General features: G+C 69.9%; 15 protein-coding genes. 9 read left to right on the plus strand and 6 right to left on the minus strand.

All coding sequences use genetic code 11. The features are described 5' to 3' along the window. Window positions 1-18: 18 nt before the first annotated feature. The 3 genes from WME75_RS33475 to WME75_RS33485 form a co-directional block, all read right to left on the minus strand. Window positions 19-273, minus strand: a complete 255-nt coding sequence (locus WME75_RS33475; RefSeq protein ID WP_437479356.1) for a hypothetical protein — start codon at window positions 271-273, stop codon at window positions 19-21. A 335-nt stretch (window positions 274-608) separates the two neighbouring features. After that, entirely contained in the window at window positions 609-4,553 is a 3,945-nt protein-coding gene (locus WME75_RS33480) for a protein kinase domain-containing protein (protein WP_437479358.1), read from the minus strand. 169 nt (window positions 4,554-4,722) lie between these two features. Further along, window positions 4,723-4,875, minus strand: coding sequence for a hypothetical protein (locus WME75_RS33485; protein WP_437479360.1), 153 nt, complete (start codon window positions 4,873-4,875; stop codon window positions 4,723-4,725). Between WME75_RS33485 and WME75_RS33490 the strand changes: the two genes are divergently transcribed. Continuing rightward, the gene (locus WME75_RS33490) at window positions 4,867-4,998 is read left to right on the plus strand and encodes a hypothetical protein (RefSeq protein ID WP_437495094.1); all 132 of its coding nucleotides are present in this window, start codon (window positions 4,867-4,869) and stop codon (window positions 4,996-4,998) included. The two genes, WME75_RS33485 and WME75_RS33490, sit on opposite strands and share 9 nt — an antisense overlap. On the opposite strand, the gene WME75_RS33495 is transcribed toward WME75_RS33490, so the two are convergent. Then, entirely contained in the window at window positions 4,974-5,426 is a 453-nt protein-coding gene (locus WME75_RS33495; RefSeq protein WP_437479362.1) for a trypsin-like serine protease, read from the minus strand. The genes WME75_RS33490 and WME75_RS33495 overlap by 25 nt on opposite strands. Window positions 5,427-6,093: 667 nt before the next feature. On the opposite strand from WME75_RS33495, the gene WME75_RS33500 reads away from it, so the two are divergent. Beyond that, a complete protein-coding gene (locus WME75_RS33500) occupies window positions 6,094-6,435 on the plus strand; it encodes a BP74-related protein (protein ID WP_437479363.1) in 342 nt (113 codons plus the stop codon). A 167-nt stretch (window positions 6,436-6,602) separates the two neighbouring features. Here WME75_RS33500 and WME75_RS33505 read toward each other — a convergent pair whose 3' ends face one another. Together WME75_RS33505 and WME75_RS33510 are read right to left on the minus strand one after the other, a co-directional pair. Beyond that, entirely contained in the window at window positions 6,603-6,830 is a 228-nt protein-coding gene (locus tag WME75_RS33505; protein WP_437479365.1) for a hypothetical protein, read from the minus strand. A 433-nt stretch (window positions 6,831-7,263) separates the two neighbouring features. Further along, window positions 7,264-7,557, minus strand: a complete 294-nt coding sequence (locus WME75_RS33510) for a hypothetical protein (protein WP_437479367.1) — start codon at window positions 7,555-7,557, stop codon at window positions 7,264-7,266. A gap of 37 nt (window positions 7,558-7,594) precedes the next feature. On the opposite strand from WME75_RS33510, the gene WME75_RS33515 reads away from it, so the two are divergent. The 7 genes from WME75_RS33515 to WME75_RS33545 all read left to right on the plus strand — a co-directional run bounded on the left by WME75_RS33515 (window position 7,595) and on the right by WME75_RS33545 (window position 18,429). Beyond that, on the plus strand, window positions 7,595-8,245 hold the full coding sequence (locus WME75_RS33515; protein ID WP_437479369.1) for a glycoside hydrolase family 11 protein: 651 nt from the start codon (window positions 7,595-7,597) through the stop codon (window positions 8,243-8,245). A gap of 804 nt (window positions 8,246-9,049) precedes the next feature. After that, window positions 9,050-10,255: an alpha/beta hydrolase-fold protein gene (locus WME75_RS33520; protein WP_437479371.1), complete on the plus strand. Its 1,206-nt coding sequence runs from the start codon at window positions 9,050-9,052 to the stop codon at window positions 10,253-10,255. 142 nt (window positions 10,256-10,397) lie between these two features. Continuing rightward, the gene (locus WME75_RS33525) at window positions 10,398-10,625 is read left to right on the plus strand and encodes a hypothetical protein (RefSeq protein WP_437479373.1); all 228 of its coding nucleotides are present in this window, start codon (window positions 10,398-10,400) and stop codon (window positions 10,623-10,625) included. A gap of 169 nt (window positions 10,626-10,794) precedes the next feature. Then, window positions 10,795-14,565: an ATP-dependent RNA helicase HrpA gene (gene hrpA, locus WME75_RS33530; protein WP_437479374.1), complete on the plus strand. Its 3,771-nt coding sequence runs from the start codon at window positions 10,795-10,797 to the stop codon at window positions 14,563-14,565. A 128-nt stretch (window positions 14,566-14,693) separates the two neighbouring features. After that, window positions 14,694-15,749, plus strand: a complete 1,056-nt coding sequence (locus tag WME75_RS33535) for a hypothetical protein (RefSeq protein ID WP_437479376.1) — start codon at window positions 14,694-14,696, stop codon at window positions 15,747-15,749. Further along, on the plus strand, window positions 15,743-17,191 hold the full coding sequence (locus WME75_RS33540; protein ID WP_437479378.1) for a serine/threonine protein kinase: 1,449 nt from the start codon (window positions 15,743-15,745) through the stop codon (window positions 17,189-17,191). The genes WME75_RS33535 and WME75_RS33540 overlap by 7 nt, the downstream gene beginning before the upstream one ends. Window positions 17,192-17,352: 161 nt before the next feature. Then, complete coding sequence (locus tag WME75_RS33545) at window positions 17,353-18,429, plus strand: hypothetical protein (protein WP_437479380.1); 1,077 nt, start codon at window positions 17,353-17,355, stop codon at window positions 18,427-18,429. Window positions 18,430-18,455 lie beyond the last annotated feature (26 nt).

Raw genomic sequence — 18,455 nt, forward strand, 5'->3', positions numbered from 1 at the left:
TCGGCGCCCTGCGCGGGCCTACGTCTCCACCGGCTGCGGCTCCTTGGGGAACATCCCGGCGAGGATCCGCTCCGCCGCGTCGGCCAGGATGTCGCGCGAGAGCCGGGTCTCCTCGTCGAAGAACCGCGTGGCCACCCCAGCGTCGAGCGCGTGCGTCGCGAGCAGCGCGAACGCCTCCGCCTCGTCGAACGTCGTCTCGGCGGTGAGCACGCGCTTTCCGGGCCTCAGGTCCTCCTGATCGAAGCGGCCCTGCCACGTCTCGCCGAGGATCACCGAGAAGTACTACGCGGCCACGTTCCCCGGGCGGGCCGTGTGCGAGGCAGCGACCACCGCCCGCAGCCGGTCGCGCTCCTCGGTGAAGCTCGTCGCCATGATCACCGAGCCGAGCAACATCGCCCGCTTCCTCACCGCGCTCGGTGAGCCGACCGACGTTCCAGCTGAGGCCCAAGAACAACGGATTTCGCATGATGGCTCCTTGTCGCCGCACGGGTTGACCGTGGGCATTTCGCGCCGGGGAGCTTTGATCATCGACGCTCGTCATGGAAGCGGGGAGCGGAAATCCCACCGGAGGCGGTCCACGCAAGGATCGCGCACGAGAAGCGCTCCGCCTACTCGGCCTGGGGCGGCGCCGGCGAAGGGCCTTCCCCCAGCCATGCGCGGGCGAGCGCGAGCGTGCGGGCGTTGGCGGAGACGTTCTCCAGAAAGCCCCTCCTGAACGCGGGATCGCCGATCCTGTCGGCGCGGGCGAGCAGCTCGTCTCGCGCCGCGCGGATGACCTCGCGGGCCGCCTCGGCGTCGCCGCTCGCGTGGAGCGCCTCGGCGTAGATCGCGGAGATCGGCTCCTGGATAGGTGCGAAGTCCGCGCCGGCGCGACGGTGCCAGTCGAGCGCCTCGCGGGCGAACGCGACGGCCTCCCCTGCCCGCCGCTGCCGGATCCGAATCTTGGCCTTCACCGACAGATGCGTAGCCCGGACCAGCGGCACCAGCGCGTCCGGGTCCCCCACTGCACGGAGCTCCTCCTCCGCCTCGGCGAGCTCGTCCCGGAGGAGGTGGGCCTCGGCGCGGAGCAGGCGTATCAGCCAGCTCCGGCTGGGCGCTATGTGCATCTCCGCTATCCGCCGGAGCGCCGCGTCGGTCAGCTCGAGCACCTCGGTGAGCCTTCGCCGCTCGAGGAGCGAGGCGATCCGGAACGTCATCGCGCCGCTCACGACGAAGGCGGGCGCGCCCTCGGAGGCGAGCACGCGCTCGATGTGCTGCTCGGCGAAGTCGAGGGCGCCGAGCGACAGGTAGTCCTGGATCACGAACGCCGACGTCAAGAGGGAGTGCAGGTGATGGCCGAGGGCGTCGAGGAGCCGCACGGCGGCGAGGTGGGCTTTGAGCGCTCCCCACGGGTCTCGCGCTGCCTGGCAGAGCCAGGCGCCCCGGGCGATCTGGACGCACGCCTCGGCGTAGGGATCGCCCTGGAGAGCTGGCGCGAGATCGCGCTCGAGCCAGTGCATATAGCGCGCTGCCAGCGCTGGCGCCCCTTCCCACAGCAGGACGAGCAGGATCTGGCAAGCGAACTCCGCGTTCTGGACGTCGACGGGGAGATCCTCTGGGTTCAGCCGCGGGAGCAGCGCCTCGACATCCCGTCGATCATCTAAGTTCGCGACGCAGGTCAGCGCGCCGGTCAGGGCGCGCCAGGAGTTGTAGCTGCCCGGCGTGGAGGCATCGAGCGCCAGGAGCGCCGACGCGTGAGTCGCCTTGTGGTCGTCGCTCAGGACGAGGGCGTGCATCCGCTGGACATGGAGCGCGGCCAGCGTCTCGCCCGCGGGCCCGCAAGCGATCCCCTTCTGCGCCCGCGCGAGCACCGCCGGTAGATCGGCGCCGCGCAGCGCCAGCTCGGCCGCGCGCAGGTACAGCTCGGCCGCCCGCGCGCCGTCTCCTCCCTGCGCGAAGTGCTCGGCCAGCACCATCGGGTCCTGCTCGCCGGCCTGAAGCAGCCACGCGCCGGCGAGCCGGTGGCCGAGCGCCCGGTCGCCCTCCGTGAGCATCGCGTAGGCGCCCTCCCGCAAGAGCGCGTGGCGGAAGCCGACCTCCTCCTCGCCCGCGAAGCGGGAGGTCGGCCGGCGCTCCAGGATCTCCCGCTCGAACAGCTCGGCCAACGCGTCGTGTTCGCTCGTCCCCGGCGCCAGGGCGCCGAGCAGCGCGCGCACGCCCCGCGCCCAGGAGACCTCCCCGAAGACGCTCGCCGCGCGGAGCACGCGCCTCGCCTCGGGGCCGAGCGCCGCGAGGCGCGCCTCCACCATGCCCAGCACCGTCTCCGGCAATGCGCCGCCGCGCCCCTCGGCCACCGCCCGGATGAGCTCCTCGAGATAGAACGCATTCCCCCCGGCCTGCCGCACGAGCGCGGAGACCTGCCCGGGCTCGATCGACGCGCCCAGCGCGCTCCGCACCAGCTGCTCGGCCGCCCGGGCCGGCAGCTCGCGCAGCCGGAGCTCCGAGAGCCCGCGCTCGGCCCAGAGCCGGGGGAACAGCTCGTGGACCTCGGGCCGGCCGAAGGCGAGCACCGCGTAGGGCCGGTCGCCGAGCTCGCGCAGCGCCCGGTCGAAGATCCTCACCGAGGGCGCGTCTCCCCAGTGCAGGTCCTCGAGCACCACGAGCACGGGGCGCACGCTTGCCACGGCGCGCGCGTAGTCGAGGTACGCTCTCTCGATTGCCCCGGCCATCAGCGCCGGGCTCTGTCGCGCGGCCCGCAGCGCCGGATGCTCCTCGTCCAGCAGGGCGATGCCGAGCAGCTCGCCCAGGAACCCGGCCACCCGCAGCCGGTCCTTGCCCGCGAAGAGCGGCTCGATGGCCCGCGCGAGCTTCTCCCGCCGCACATCCAGGGGCTCGCCTGCCGCGATCCCGAGCGCGCCCCGCAGCGACCCGTCGAGCATCGCGAAGGCCGAGCCCGCGCCGATGGCGTCCCCGCGGACGATGCCGAGATCCAGGTCGGGATGGCGTTGCCGCAGCGCCTCGACGACCTCGTGGCGCAGGCGCGATTTGCCCATCCCCGCCGCCGCGGTCACCAGCGCCGCCGCGGCGCGCCGCTCGGTAAAGCTCTCCTCGACGAGCTCGAGCAGGCTGCGCAGCTCCCGCTCGCGCCCGACATAGGGGCTCGGCTTGCCGAGGAGCATGCGCGCCCCCTCGCCGATCTCTCGCTCCTGCTGGATCCAGCAGCGCCCGTCCTGCTCCACGACATGGAAGCGCACGTCGAGCAGGGCCCGCGTCAGCGCGTCGATGTGGACGCCCTCGTGCCGGCCGTCCACGCCGTCAGGCGCGTCGGCCTCCTCCAGCAGCGCGGCCGCTCGCTCCAGCACCGCGCCGAGCGGCAGCCGCCCCGTGGGCTCGCCCCGCCCCGTCACCAGTACGACCGCCGCGCCGGGGAGCAGCTCGCGGATGCGCAGCGCGCAGCGCGCCACGAGCGCCGCCTGGTCCGTCGCGCTGCTGCCCGCGCCCGTCACCATCGCCACCAGCGCCCCGTTGGCCAGCTCCTCCACCTGCGCGCCGAGGGGCAGGACCTCGCGGCGCACCGCGGCGGGCGTGCTCGGCGATGACATGTGCAGCTCCAGGGACTCTGTCGTTCCGGAGAGAGAAGGACGCGGTGACCGCACCGCGACGATCGACGTCAGCCGCCTCTCCCCCTGGGTGATGACCTCGCCCAGAGGCGCGACCTGAGGACTCCCCAGGGCGGTGCCGCTCCCCTCCAGGGGACCGAGCGCGTCCAGGCGGCGCGCCACGGCCGCGCCGTCCGCCGGGCGCGCCGAGGGATCCTTGGCCAGCATGCACGCGAGCAGCTCGTCGAGCGCCGGCGGCACATCGGGCCGCAGCTCCCTCGCCGGCGGCGGGTCCTCCAGCAGCAGCTTCCACAGGAGCGCCATCACGTGCTGCGCGCGGAAGGCCCTCTGTCCGGTCAAGCACTCGAAGAGCACGCAGCCGAGCGAGAAGACGTCGGCGCGCGCGTCGAGCACCTCGCGCTCCGCCCTCGCCTGCTCCGGCGCCATGTACCCGGGCGTGCCTATCACCACGGCCGTCTGGGTCAACGGCGCCGTGGCGTCCGACAGGCGCGCGATGCCGAAGTCGAGCAGCTTGACCTTCTCGGGCGCGCCGTCGACCAGCAAGAGGTTGCTGGGCTTGATATCGCGGTGCACGATCCCGCGCGCGTGCGCCGCGCCGAGCGCGTCGGCCACCGCGCGCGCCAGGGCGACGCACTCCCCCACGCTCAGCCGCTGCCGCGACAGCCGGTCCGCGAGGCTCTCGCCGGACAGCCACTCCATCGCGAGGTACGGCTCCCCCGTCGGCGCCACCCCGTGCATCGCGTACCGCACGATGTGCGGGTGCTGCGCCCGCGAGAGCGCCAGCGCCTCTCGGGCGAAGCGCGCCTGCGCGCGCGGGTCCACGTTGCGCAGCAGCTTGACCGCCACGACCGCGCCGCTCGCCCGATCGATGGCGCGGTAGACGGTACCCATCCCTCCGGCCCCGGCGACTTCCGCGAGCTCGAAGCGGCCGTCGAGCAACCTGCCAGCCAGCATGCGCGCACAGGATGCTCCTTCACGCGATCCCCTGGCAAGGCGGGCGCGCCGCGCGCAGGAGATCGCGGTGAACGACGGGCATTCCGAGGCGACGCGACTTTCTGTCGGCGTGCGTCTCGAGGTGTGCCTCGCGCCGCGGCCCCGCGCGCCGCTCCGGCGGCCGGCGCCGTCACGAGGACCGGGGCGGCGGCCACCCGTAGGAGCCGACGACGGCCTCTGCCGTCGCTCCGGCGCCGCCCTCGTTCGGGTGGAACTCACGCAGGAACGGATCCATCACCCAGCGCCACGGCGCGAAGAAGCGGAAGCGCTCGGTATGCACCACGCGACAACGACGGCGACACGATGTGTGATGCTCGACGTGCTCGCGCGCGACGTGGGCGTCCGCGGCGTCTTCTCCGATTGGCCGGCCACCGTGGCGTACTACGCGAGCTGCATGGGCTTCTGAGCCGAGCGGCCGGCGCGCGCCGGGGAGCCCCATCGCTCGCTGACGTCGTCAAATCCCTCGTCGTCCAGGCCGAAGCCGATCAGCCGGACCGGCGCGCCGACCATGGCCTCTGTCATCGGCGTGCGATTGTAGGGCAGCGGCTCGATGTAGACCGGCTCCTCGAGGATGGCCACCGCGATGTCGTGCCCGGCGCCCTTGTTTGATTTGTCCCACTCGTGGTCGTAATGGGCCTCTTTGACGTTCACCCAGTACCCTGCTGCTGAGACCGTGGTGCCGAGGAAGGCCTCGCCGACCGGCCCGCTGGTCCTGTGCGGAAAGTCCATGCAGTGGGCCGTGGTCAGGAGCACCTTCGGAGCGATGAGCGCAGCGGTGCAGCCGCGGGCCGACGTGGATTGGCCCGATGGATCCAGGTAAATTCGCAGCTTCACCACGGCCGGATCGCCCTCGTCGATCTCGCCATCCGATGATGGCTGCGGAAGCGGCGTCCGTCTCGCTCGGGGGCAGGTCATCCACCTCTGCCGTGCACGCGGAAAGGCACGCTGCCGCCACAACAAGGATGTATTTTTTCATGGTAATCTCCGTTAAATTGTCAAACATCATGAACAGTCCAGGAGGGTGCGAGCCAGCGCCGCCGGCCGCCGCGGGCCAGCGATGGGCACCTGCCCTCAGCTCGGGCGGCCTCGCTCCTCGAGGGTCGGCGGGATCCTGCGTCGCCGCTCGATTGTCACCTGATGGATGCCACGAGCCCCGGGCGTCCTTCACGCGAAGGCACGGCCGCGGCGTTCTTCTTGCCGCGTTTCTTGCCGCGCGTGCGCGGGGAGGTGATGGGTTCGTGGTCGGGCGAGCCGCGGGCTCGACGATACGCACGGGCCTGCTCACCTCGCGGTGCTGTTGTCGATGTAGCGCCGCAACCCGGACTGCGTCCTCATGACCGCTGCTGGAGCCCGAGAGCCGCCTTCCGCATGCCGTCGTCTGTAGGACCAAGGTCCCATTGCGGGCACCGGGCCGGCGGTTGTACCGTTCGACATCGTTCGTCGAGGTTCTGTCCCTGGCGAACATTCCCAGCACAGCAGCCCATCCACGAAAGGATACGCCATGCCCTACTTCGCCTTCATGCAGCGGCAGGACCAGGAGTTCATCTTCGAGCTCACCGACCCCGCACAGATCGCTCATGCGCGCCGGATCCTCTCTGGCGAAGAGAAAATGGAGGTGCATGTCCACGGGAGGATCACCAAGAGAACGGCGCAATACAACCCGAAGTGGTCGTTTCATCTCGATCCTGCGACGATCAGGTTCTTCGCGATGGCGATCGAGGTGTGCGATGCCAACATGCAATATGTCGAGGACCACCTCGACGAAGCATGCGGCGCGTTCCTTCCTGGCTGCCACTGGTGTCCATGGGACTCCAAGCTGGTTCGAGAAGTGCAAGTGGGATAGACGATAGACCTGTCGCAGCAGGGAGCGTCTGAAGCGCTCAGCAGATCACCATCGGAGCCATGCATTGCTCGACCGCTCGATGTCCTGCTGAACCTCGACGCGACGACGTCTCGCGCGAGGGCGACGCGCACCTCGGTCCGCGGCTTCAGCGGTGAGCGCGCGCCCCGTCAGCGCGCGCTCTTCCCTCGATCCCCCCTCACGCCCAGATACCGCTGCTGCGCCTCGGCGTCGGCCATCATCTCTGCCGAGGTCGCCTCGAGCGCGATCCGCCCGTTGACCATGACCGCGAGGCGCCGCGCGAGCGCCGCCGCCACGGCGAGCCGCTGCTCCACGATCAGCATCCTGATGCCGCCCTGCGACAGCGACCTCAGCGCCTCGACGAGCTGGTCCACCACGAGCGGCGCGAGCCTCTCGGAGATCTCGTCCAGGATGAGGAAGCCTGTCTCAAGCCTGCTGGCATTTTCCGCCCCCTCTGTGCCAACGTCGGGTGAGAAATGCGATCCATAAAACAATAGACCGTGCAAATGGGGTTGTGTCGCGGCCGCTCCATGGTGTATAAATTTAGTCAAATGACCACATAATTTTCCAGAGATAGCATGGGTATCCGAATAAGATTTCGGACGCTGCGAATGACATCACGTGATCCCATGTGACCCTATGCGAACGTCGTTGTCTTCCCTGGTCTCAATGCGCGACAGAGAGTCCATGACAGGCGAGTCGCTTCGTGCGCATCTTCGGGAAACGCTCAGCGCCGGTGCTCTTCGTGCATATGATCACAATCGCCAGTAAGCAACATTGGAAAACATCTATGATAAATTCAAAGCAGAATCAATTCTCTCGTTGGTTCATACTGGCGTTCGCGTCAGTCGCGCTGGCAGGCTGTGGCGATGATGCCGATACCACAGGGTCCTCGAGCAGCTCATCGTCTTCTGGCAGCTCTTCATCCTCCAGCTCCGGCTCCGGCTCCAGCTCATCTTCGAGCAGCTCCAGCTCATCTTCGAGCAGCTCCGGTTCGTCTTCGAGCAGCTCTAGTTCGTCTTCGAGCAGCTCCGGTTCGTCTTCGAGCAGCTCCAGTTCTTCTGGTGGCGATACACCGGTTACACCCGTCCCCGATCTGTCCAAGTTCTCAGCCTACACTCAGAGGTACACTGAGAAAACGGTGATCACTTCAAATCACGCGACGGGCCATGTCGGTGATTTTTTCTTCACTCACTGGAAAGATGGCGGCTCGACATCTTTGACTGTGGACCCGAATGGCGAATTCAGCGTGACCTGGCAGGGCGGTGGCTACAACTATGTCGGTGGTCCAGGATGGCATTACGGAGATGAGAAAAGGGTGATCGGCTACCGCTTCAATAGCGACAGCGGCGCGAGCTATATCACCTTGTACGGCTGGGGGTACGACAAGAGCATGCCCACTTCAAACGCGGCGCACCTGGTGGAGTATTACATTCTGCAACGGTGGACTTATGATCCCAGCCAGGGCGCTACCGCTGGCAAGACCTTCACGAGCAATGGGGTTGATTATTCCACTTACCGCTCAACGCGGCAGCAGCAGCCCTCTATCAATGGTCGCACCACGTTTTACCAATACTGGAGCAAGCCTGCTCAGCAGCAGGCCCTCGGACAGGACCACAAAATCATATTCGCCGATCACGTGAAGGCATGGGCCGACACCGGCTGGATTGTTCCGAACATGAACAACCTGGACGCGAGCGACGATCCCACCTATCAGGTCATGGCCGTCGAGGTGTTCAACCCCGGTAGCAATGGAACTGCATCGGGTCGCGTCTGGGACGAGACGCCCTGATCGAAAGAGAATGTGGCACTCCTGAACGCTTCGTGGGTGATTAGCTGACGCCCAGAGCGCCACGAAGGCACACGCCCCCCTTACCCGCCACGATCATTTCGGCTGGTTCCATGCTCAATTGAGCCAGCGGGCGAGCTGCGAGCACTCCGGCACGTGCAGGGTCGTGCCCCGAGCCGGCCGAGCCAACTCCTGCGCCGCAAGGCGCTCGGGGACGCCGCGTAGCCGCAAGAACATCCCGGGCCAGACCAACGTCCTGTCACCGAGCCGATTGGCTGATGGGATTGCGCCCCGCCTGGATGATGGCCATCTTGCGGCCGCTCGGTAGGGTTCCAGCCGCCGGTGACCATCGCGGGCGTCGCTGTCCCACTCATGATTCAAGAGGACATGCAAGTGCGCCATCATGTCCGGGTGCAGCAGATGGGCCTCGTCGAGCAGAAACACCGGGTGCACCTGATCTCTGCGCAGAGGCGAATCGAGTAAGGTTTCCTGTATCAACCGGCACGTACGGCGTGGCTGTACGATGGGAACGTTCACAACGCGGCGCTTGACATTCGAATCGCGTTTGGATTCTCTAGCCCCTCGATCGCGTTTGGATTTCCTCGCCCTGTTGCTCCTCGGAACGCCTGAGGCGTAGTTTTGCATGCCAGCTGCAGCGCGGCGCGCGACCCGTGCGTCGGCACGTGTCGCTTGCTTGGGACACCACGGTGACAATGCAAAATGCGCCAAAACACTTGTAGCGCGGTCCATGGAACTAGCGCGGGCCACGGAACTCGAGGTTGACTTTTACGCACGTTGGAGGTCCTCATGCCCTTGAAGAACTGGCCTGCTGTCCTTTCGTTCTCGGTCATCTCTGTCCTCCCCGCCGCGGTGTATGCCAGCGACCCCGCTGGTCTTCCCGTCCCGCCCAGGGGTTTCGATGCCAGGGACGCCAGCATTCCCCATGGGAAGGTGGACGTCTCCGTCAGCTATCCGACCCGAAACTACGGAATGCGGAAGGTGTCGGTCTATACGCCGCCGGGGTATTCGACGAGCCAGAAATATCCTGTCGTTTACCTGCATCATGGAATCGGCGGCAATGAGGTCTCCTGGCTCGGCCAGGGGAGCGACGAAGGCAATGCCGACAACATCATGGATCATCTGTACTCGAAGCAGATGGCCAAACCCATGATCGTCGTGATGCCCAGCGGCAAGATGGACGGAGGGGACGATTTCGCGCGCTTCGCAAACTTCGGGGACGTCCTGCTCAACGACCTGATCCCCTGGGTCGAGGAGACTTATTCCACCGCCACCGACGCCGATTCGCGGGCCATCTCCGGCCTGTCAATGGGCGGGGGGCAGACCTTCAACTTCGGGTTCCCCAATACCGATGTATTCCATTACATCGGACCGTACTCGGCTGCGCCCAATACCCAGCAGCCAAGTCAGACCATCAAGGATGTAGCTGCGGTCAAGGACAACGTGAAGCTCATCTTCATCTCTTGCGGCAGTACAGACGGCCTGATCGGCAATAGCAAAAATTATCACGACTTCCTGGATCAGAACAACGTCGACCATATTTACCAGATCGAGCCGAACGAAGGCCATACCAAGACCGTCTGGAACCGCAGCTTGTACAACTTCGCCCAACGCATTTTCCTCGACAGGGACGCGACGGGCGGCGGTGGCAGCGGTGGCGGCGGTGGGGCCGGTGGGGCCGGTGGCGGCGGTGGCGCCGGTGAGGCCGGTGGCGCCGTGGGCAACGGCGGTAGTGCAGGGGACGGAGGCGGAGACGGCGGGGGCGTGACCGGAGGTGGTGCCGTCACGACAGGCGGTTCTGCAGCGACTGGCGGGCAGGCTTCGAGCAGCGCGAGCGGCGGCACCGACGAAGATACGCTTCCGACGGAAGACTCTGGCTGCGGCTGCTCGGTCCCCGGGTCCGAACCCGGAGCGCCGCCTTCGCGCTTCGGGATCCTTCTTGCCGCAATCGGAGCCGTCCTCTTCGGAGCGCGAGCAAGACGGAATCGAGGCTGAGCGGCCGAGCGTCGCTCGAGCTCGCACAGCGTGGAAGACGGCGGATGCGCCATGGAGGGCCCGTGGAGGGCACAGCGCGTGAAGGCGGCGCCTTGGATGCCTGGAACAATTGGTTGAGCTAGCGTCGCTTTCCCCGAAGGTGGTGGATCGCAGCCTGCGGGGATTGAAGCTCGTCGCCCTGCTCACCGAGCCGAGCAGCATCGCCCGCTTCCTCACCGCGCTCGGCGAGCCGACCGACGTTCCAGGCCGCTTTCCCAACCGGGGGCCGACCTGCTGGGGGTTCGGGGCGCAGGGCGCCGTAGGCGACCCGGAGCCCCGAGCGTTGAAGAGCACCGTCCTGCGCCGCAAGGCGCTCGGGGACGCCGCGTAGCCGCAAGAGCATCCCGGGCCAGACCAACGCCCGGAGGGCGACGTGTGCCCGCGGCACGCCGATGCGCCCCCTCGTCGTCCGCAGGGGTCCCTCGATAGGGCGTGCGGTGCGGCGAGCGCACGGCTTCGAACGGCGCGCCGCGGCGGGAGGTGCTACCCCCTCGCGCACCGTGAGCACCCGCGTTCCGCAAGAGCCATTCCCCGCGCCGGCCGCCCCCGGCGGCCGGACCTCTCCCCCGCCCCCGAGCGCGAGCCCGGTGCGGTTTCCCGAGGAGCTGCCCATCTCGGCGCGGGTGCACGACATCGCCCGGGCCATCGAGGCGCACCAGGTGGTGATCGTCGCGGGCGAGACAGGCTCGGGCAAGACCACGCAGCTGCCGAAGATCTGCCTGGCCATGGGCCGCGGGCTCACCGCCCGGATCGGCGTCACGCAGCCGCGCCGCATCGCCGCCACGAGCGTCGCCGCCCGGGTCGCCAAGGAGCTCGGCGTCGAGCTGGGCAAGGAGGTCGGCTACAAGATCCGCTTCTCGGACAGGACGAGCCCGACCACCTACGTCAAGTACATGACCGACGGCATCGTCCTCGCCGAGATGCAGGGCGACGCGCGGCTCTCGGACTACGACACGCTCATCATCGACGAGGCCCACGAGCGCAGCCTCAACATCGACTTCCTGCTCGGGTACCTCAAGCGCCTCTTGCCGAGGCGGCCGGATCTCCGCGTCATCATCAGCTCCGCGACGCTCGAGACCGACCGGTTCGCGGCCTTCTTCGACGGCGCGCCCGTCATCGAGGTCTCCGGCCGCACGTACCCCGTGGAGGTCATCCACCGTCCCCCCGAGAGCGGCGAGGCGGAGATCGCCGACGCGGTCGCCAACACGGTCGAGGAGATCACCGCGATCGATCCGCGCGGGGATATCCTCGTCTTCCTCCCCGGCGAGCGGGAGATCAACGACACGATGGCCGAGCTGGAGCGCCACGGCCTGCCGCACACGACCCTCTTGCCGCTCTACGGGCGGCTCCCTCAGGGCGACCAGCAGCGCGTGTTCCAGTCGCTGCCGGGGCGGCGGATCGTGCTCGCGACAAACGTGGCGGAGACCTCGCTGACCATTCCTGGCATCGTGTATGTCGTCGACTCGGGGCTCGCCCGCGTGAACCGGTACAGCGCCCGCACGGGCGTCACCCAGCTCCAGATCGAGCCCATCTCGCGCGCGAGCGCCGATCAGCGCAAGGGGCGCGCGGGCCGCGTGCAGAGCGGCGTCTGCTTCCGCCTCTACGCCGAGCAGGACTACCAGGCGAGGCCTTCTTATACCGATCCGGAGGTCCTGCGCGTCGGCCTCTCGGGCGTCATCCTCACGATGAAGTCGCTCGGGCTCGGCGCCATCGAGGATTTCCCGTTCCTCGACGCCCCGTCGAAGCGGGCCGTGGACGAGGGCTACCGGGTCCTCGAGGAGCTCGGCGCGCTCGACGACGCGGGCGCGCTCACCGACATCGGCCGGAAGCTCGCGCGGCTGCCGCTCGACCCGCGGCTCGGCCGGATGGTCCTCGGCGGCGAGGGCGAGGGGGCGCTCGCCGAGGTGCTGATCATCGCCGCCGCGCTCGGGGTGCAGGACCCGCGGGAGCGGCCGCTCTCCGCGCAGAGGCAGGCCGACGACGCGCACCGGAAGTTCAAGGACGAGACCTCGGACTTCGTGGGGCTCCTGAAGCTGTGGAGCTTCTATCAGGACGCGCAGGGCCGGCTGACCCAGAACCAGCTGAGGAAGGCGTGCCGCGATCAATTCGTGTCGTACCTCCGCATGCGCGAGTGGGTCGACGTGCACCGGCAGCTCAGCCGCATCACGCGGGAGATGGGCTTCTCGCCGAACGGCACGCCCGCGAAGGGCGACGCCATCCACCGCGCGCTTTTGCCCGGCCTGCTCAGCCGGATCGGCATGTGGAACCAGGAGAACAGGGTGTATCTCGGCGCCCGACAGACCCGCTTCCAGCTCCACCCCTCGTCGGGACTCGCCAGGAAGCCGCCCGCGTGGATCATGGCCGCCGAGCTTGTCGAGACATCGCAGCTCTTCGCCCGGACGGCGGCGGGCCTCGATCCCGCGTGGATCGAGGCCGCGGCCGGGGCGCTCTGCAAGCGCAGCTACGGCGATCCTCACTGGGCCGCGAAGCCGGCGGCCGTGATGGCCAGGGAGCAGGTGACGCTGTACGGCCTGCCGATCGCGAAGGACCGCAGGGTCGATTACGGGCCGATCGATCCGAGGTCGGCGCGCCGGATCTTCCTGCTCCACGCGCTGGTCCGGCAGGAATACACGACGCGCGGGGCGTTCATGGAGGCGAACCGCCAGCTCTTCGAGGAGGTCAGTCGGCTGCGCGACAAGGCGAGGCGGAGCGAGATGCTGGCCGACGAGCACGCGCTCGAGCTCTTCTTCGACCGGCGCGTGCCCGAGGGGGTCTACAGCGGCAAGACGTTCGAGGCGTGGCGGAAGGAGGCCGAGGAGAAGGACCCGCGGGTGCTGCACCTGTCGCTCGCCGACGTCCTGCTCGACGAGGCCGCCGAGCTCTCGCCCGAGCGCTTCCCTGACGCGCTCGACCTCCATGGCGCGGCCGTGCCGCTCTCCTACCGCTTCGATCCCGGCGAGGACGACGACGGCGTCTCGCTGTCTCTGCCGCTCGTGCTCCTGCCGCAGGCGGATCCGGACGAGCTCGAGTGGACGATCCCCGGGTGGCACGCCGAGAAGATCACCCTGCTGCTCGAGTCGCTGCCGAAGTCGCTCCGCAAGGCGCTGGCCCCTCTCCGGGAGACCGCCCGGGAGATCGCGGCGGATCTGCGGCCGTTCCAGGGCCCGATGCGGCCCGCGCTCGCGCGCGCCGTCGAGGACCGCACCGGCGAGCGCGTGCCGGCGGACGCGTTCCGGCCCGAGGATCTCCCGCCCTACCTGCGCTTCTACTTCCGCGTGCTCGGCGAGGACGGCCGGGTGATCGGGGAGGGGCGCGGCCTGCGGGAGCTGAAAGAGCGCCTGTCCGGCCGGGCGCGCGAGGCCTGGGCGAAGGTCGGCAAGGCGGGTCTGGAGCGGGACGGGCTGACGTCGTTCGCGATCGACGCGCTGCCCGAGGGCGTGCAGGTGGACGCCGGGGGACAGAGGGTGCTCGGCTATCCGGCGCTCGTCGACAACGAGACCTCCGTCTCGGTGCGCGTGCTCGCCTCGAGGGCGGCGGCCGCCGAGGCCACGCGCGCCGGGCTGCGGCGGCTCATCTTGCTGCAGCTCGGGAGCAAGATGAGCCAGATCGAGCAGCCGCTGCGCAGCGCCGTGGCCGTGAGCGGGCTCGGCGCCAGGGTGGCTCCGGGCGAGCCGGGCCTCGCCCGGCAGATCGCGCTGCGCGCGCTCGACGAGGCGTTCCAGCTCGGCGATCCCGCGTCGTTCCCGAGGACCCGGGCCGCGTTCCAGGCGCGCCTCGACGAGGGCCGGCGGTCGCTGCAGGGCGTGCTGGGGAGGCTCTCGGGGCTGGCGCGCGACATCGGCGTCGAGCTCGATCGCGTGCAGTCGATGCTCCGGTCGATGACGGGGAAGCCGGGCTCGCCGAGGCCGTCGCTCGACGACGCGCGCACGCAGGTCGACTTCCTGCTGCCGGTCGGGCTCTTCTCGCGCGCCCCGCTCGACCGGCTCGCGCACCTGCCGCGCTACCTGCGCGCCATCCAGATCCGGCTGGAGCGGCTGCCCAACGGGCCGCAGAAGGACCAGGCCAAGGCCGCGCAGGTGCTGCCGTTCTGGCAGGATTACCTCAAGCACCAGCAGGCGCTCCGCGAGAAGGGGGTGCCCGCGGAAGAGCTGGAGTCGTTCCGCTGGCTGATAGAGGAGCTCCGGGTGTCGCTCTTCGCGCCCGAGCTGAAGGCGGCAGTCCCGGTCTCGACGCAGCGGCTCTCGGAGCAATGGAAGCGACTGCTGGGGTAGCGGGGGCGGAGCCAGAGAGAATCAAGAAGCATTACGTTGAGGCGGCTCGGTTTTCCACTCGCCTGATGTTTTCCGTGATTCCCAGCGAGCTCCCCTCCGTGGGATCTGTTTTTGGTATGTAGCTCCTGGTGAACATCACGGTCCTGCGAGCGCTTGTCCGGTCGTTGCTCCTGCTGGCGCTGGTCCTCGTGCCTTCCGTCGGTCGCGCGGACGGCCCCTCGAGCGGGCCCCAGGGTCGACTCCAGCGCTCGGCGGACCGGGCCGTCGCGGAGGGCCGCCTGGCGGAGGCGCGGGACATGTGGTTGCAGATCTGGCAGCTCGATCCCTCGGAGATGGCCGCGTGCAACGTCGGGCAGCTCTCGTTCCGGATCGGGGACATGCCGAGAGCGGCCGAGTTCCTCACGGCGTGTCTGGAGAGGGCGCCGGCGCCGGCGGACGCCGGCGCGCGTGAGCGGCACCAGAGCCGGGCGCTGGACCTCGCGCGGGCGACGCAGGCGGTCGGCGCGCTGACCTTCGCCGTGCCCCGGGGCGCGGAGCTGTCGGTCGACGACCGGCCTGTGGGGCGGGCGCCGCTCGGGCGCGCGGTGTTCGTCGCGCCGGGCTCGCACCGCGTTCGAGCGGCGCTCGGCGAGGCGGCGAAGGAGGCCGCCGTGGAGGTGCGCGCGGGGGAAGCGCGCGAGGTCGTCCTCGATCTCACTGTGGCGACGGACACCGGACAGGCGGAGGCGCGCCCGCCGGCGCAGGCCGAGCCGGGCGCGCCGGCGCGGGCCGAGCCGCGCGCGCCGGTGGCGCCGCGCGCGCCGCGCGCACCGGCGCCGCGCCCACCGGCGCCGGTCGAGCCGGGTGCTGGGCCTTCGCCGGGGCTCGTCGTCCTGGGCGCCGTCGCGTCCGCCGGGTGCGTCACGCTCGGCGCGGTGCAGCTCGCGAGGTCGGGCGAGCACGAGCGCAGGTTCAACGACCTGCTCGAGCGCAACCACGGAGGCTACCGGATCGCCGGCCTGGAGCTCCAGCGCGCGCAGCGCGCCTACAGCGCGATGGAGCTCGCCGAGGAGCGCGCCGCGGTCGCGCTGACGGCCGGCGCGCTCCTGGCCGCTGGGACGCTGATCTACGCCCTTTACCCGAGGAGCCGCGGCCCCAGGCTGACCGCGATGGGGACGCGGCTCCACCTGGAGGCGACGTGGTAGACGGGTCTGGCCTGGGGTACCGGATCGTCGAGCGGCTGCAGGGTCGCGGCCCTGTGGACGTCTATGCCGCCGTCGATCGCGAGGGCCGGGACGCGCTGCTCCACGTGAGCGAGGCGGTGCCCGGCGGGTTCCGCGACGACCTCGCTCGGCTGCGCGCCGTCAGCCAGCGCATCGAGGAGGTCCCGCGGGTCCTCGGCGGCGGCCTCCGGGGCTCGTTCTGCTGGGTGGCGGTCGAGCGGTGCGACGGCCCGTCGTTGCGCGCCGTCCTCGAGGAGCGCCCCAGGGACATCACGCCGCCGTGGGCGCTCTCGCAGGTCGCCGAGTTCGCCGAGGTCTTGAAGGCCGCGCACGCCGCGGGGATCTTCCACGGGGATCTCTGCCCGGAGACCTTGATCCTGCTCGACGACGGCTCGTTCAAGCTCGCCGGCCTGGGTCTCGCGCAGCTCTTCGGTCTGAGCGCGGCGGACGCGGCGAGCGCCGCGATGTACCGCGCCCCCGAGCAGCTCGCGGAGCCCGCGGTCCTGGACGAGCGGACCGACGTCCACGCGCTGGGCCTCGTGCTCTACGAGCTCATCGGGCTGCGCCGGCCGTTCGCGGAGCGCGTGCCCGAGGAGCTCGTCCGCTGCGTGCTCCACACCACGCCGCTGCCGCTCGATACCTTCGTCCCCTTGCCGCCGGTGGTCGCGGGTGTCGTGAGGCGCGCGACCGAGAGGCACCCGGACGCCCGGTACCGCGACATGGCGGAGCTCATCGCGGCGCTGCACGGCGCGCTCGAGGGCTGGTGTCGCTGGCGAGGCGAGGTGAAGCAGGACGTCGGCTCCGGGGTGCGCGGCGCGAGCCCGGCGTCGCGCGGCGTGGGGTCGGAGCGGCCAGAGCGGCCGGCCGAGCGGCCGGCGCGGTCCTCGGGCGCGGCGAGCCCGCCGGCCGCGGACGAGACGCCGCGCGTGCCGCCGACCGATCCGACACCCGGGCTCGCGACCGAGCTGCCGCGCGACGCCCCCTCCCCGGCCTCGCCGGAGCCTGCGTCGGCGCCCCCGGAGCAAGCCCCGCCGGCCCGCTCACCGCGCGAGGGGCGGATTCGCGTCGCGCTCGCCCTGGGAGCAGGCGGGCTGGTCCTCGCGGCGGCGCTCCTCGGCGGCCTCCATGCCGGCGCGCTGTCGGCAGCCCGCCCCCCGGCCGTCGCGCGGCTCCCGCGCGTCATCGTGGTGAGCCCGCAGGCTGCGCCGGCGCCCCCCGATCCCCGGGCGGTGGCCGCCGTCACGCGGGAGCGCCCCCTCCGCTCGAAGCCGGCGCCTCCCCGCGCGCGCGGCGAGGACATGGCCCCCTCCCCTCCTCCGGTGCCGGAGCCGCCGCGACCGGGAGAGCCGCTGCCGCCGTGCGACGCGGACTGGTACACGTGCGGGGCCACCTGGCCCGATGCGCGTTCCAACACTTTCCGTTGACGCCCGCAAAGTTTCCACATTTTAGCAGCGGTTTCTGTCGATTTCTTACGCGCCTCTGCGACTGCGGTGCTGTATAGGAGGAGTCGTGTAGAGGGCAGTCCGCGGCCCTCGCTGGCCCTTTTGCCGGCGAGCGAAGGTGGGCGCCCGGAGGCTCTGTTCGCATGCACACTCTATTTCGCCGCGTGGTGCTCGCCGGCGCCGCGTGGCTCGTGGGCTCTTGTGCCGGAGATTCTCCCTCTCTGGGAGGCTACTGCGAGAACAAGGCCGATTGCCACACGAAGTACCAGGACATCCCCGGAGCCACCTGTGTCGGCGATCGTTGCCAGTGTGTCGATCCGGGCCAAGGGATCTGTTGCTCTCCTGACGCCGCGAAGGATCCGGACTGCGCTCTCTCGTGCAGGCCGTGCGCCGAGTGCGCTCCGGGCACGGCGGGGTGCGCTCCTGACGTGGGGCCCGACGGGGGTGTCGACGCCGGCTGCAAGAGCGACGCCGAGTGCCCGGGGCCGCCGAGCCGCGAGTGCGGCGCCGGGCGGTGCGTCGAGGGCGCGTGCACCGTCGAGATCAACCCGGGGCCGATCGCCTCTCAGCGGAGGGGCGACTGCCAGCGGATGGAGTGCACGGTCACGGGCGAGCTCATCGTGCTCGGGGACCCGTCCGACGTCTACGACGACGGCGAGCAGTGTACGTATGATAGCTGCGGTGCCAGCGGGCCCGTCAATGTGCCGATGACCGAAGGTGCGGTGTGTCCTGGCGAGCAACAGAGGATGTGCCATGCGGGCACGTGCGTCGCTTGCTTTGACGGCGACGTGACCATGAACGACTGTCCCAACGGCCTGGCGTGCTTCGGCGTGATGTGCGTGCCCTCGCATTGCACGAACAATGGTGTCGATCTCGCGCTCGGGGAGACCGCGAGGGACTGCGGCGGTCCGTGTCGTCCCTGCATCGCCGGCGAGGCCTGCGGAGCGGGCACCGATTGCGAGAGCAAGGTCTGCCGCGCGGGTCGCTGCGCGGCGCCGACGTGCGAGGACGGCGCGCAGAACGGGGATGAGACGGGGGTCGACTGTGGGGCGCTGCCCTGCCCGCTGTGCCCGGCGGCTCAAGGATGCAGGACGGGCACGCAGTGCGAGAGCGGCGCCTGCTGGGCGGGCATGTGCCGGGAGGCTTCGTGCATCGACGGCGTGATGAACGGCGGCGAGGCCGGCGTGGATTGCGGCGGCGCCTGCGCGCCGTGCCGGTGAGCTGGCGGCCTGGGGACGCGGCGTGC

It is taken from the genome of Sorangium sp. So ce1014 (assembly GCF_051521505.1).
Taxonomy (GTDB): domain Bacteria; phylum Myxococcota_A; class Polyangia; order Polyangiales; family Polyangiaceae; genus Sorangium.

Bases quoted from the DNA above. Each gene is read 5' to 3' on its own strand.
- WME75_RS33480 (WP_437479358.1), bottom strand. From the start codon at position 4,553: ATGCTGGCTGGCAGGTTGCTCGACGGCCGCTTCGAGCTCGCGGAAGTC.
- WME75_RS33490 (WP_437495094.1), top strand. From the start codon at position 4,867: ATGCACCACGCGACAACGACGGCGACACGATGTGTGATGCTCGACGTG.
- WME75_RS33500 (WP_437479363.1), top strand. From the start codon at position 6,094: ATGCCCTACTTCGCCTTCATGCAGCGGCAGGACCAGGAGTTCATCTTC.
- WME75_RS33520 (WP_437479371.1), top strand. From the start codon at position 9,050: ATGCCCTTGAAGAACTGGCCTGCTGTCCTTTCGTTCTCGGTCATCTCT.
- WME75_RS33545 (WP_437479380.1), top strand. From the start codon at position 17,353: ATGCACACTCTATTTCGCCGCGTGGTGCTCGCCGGCGCCGCGTGGCTC.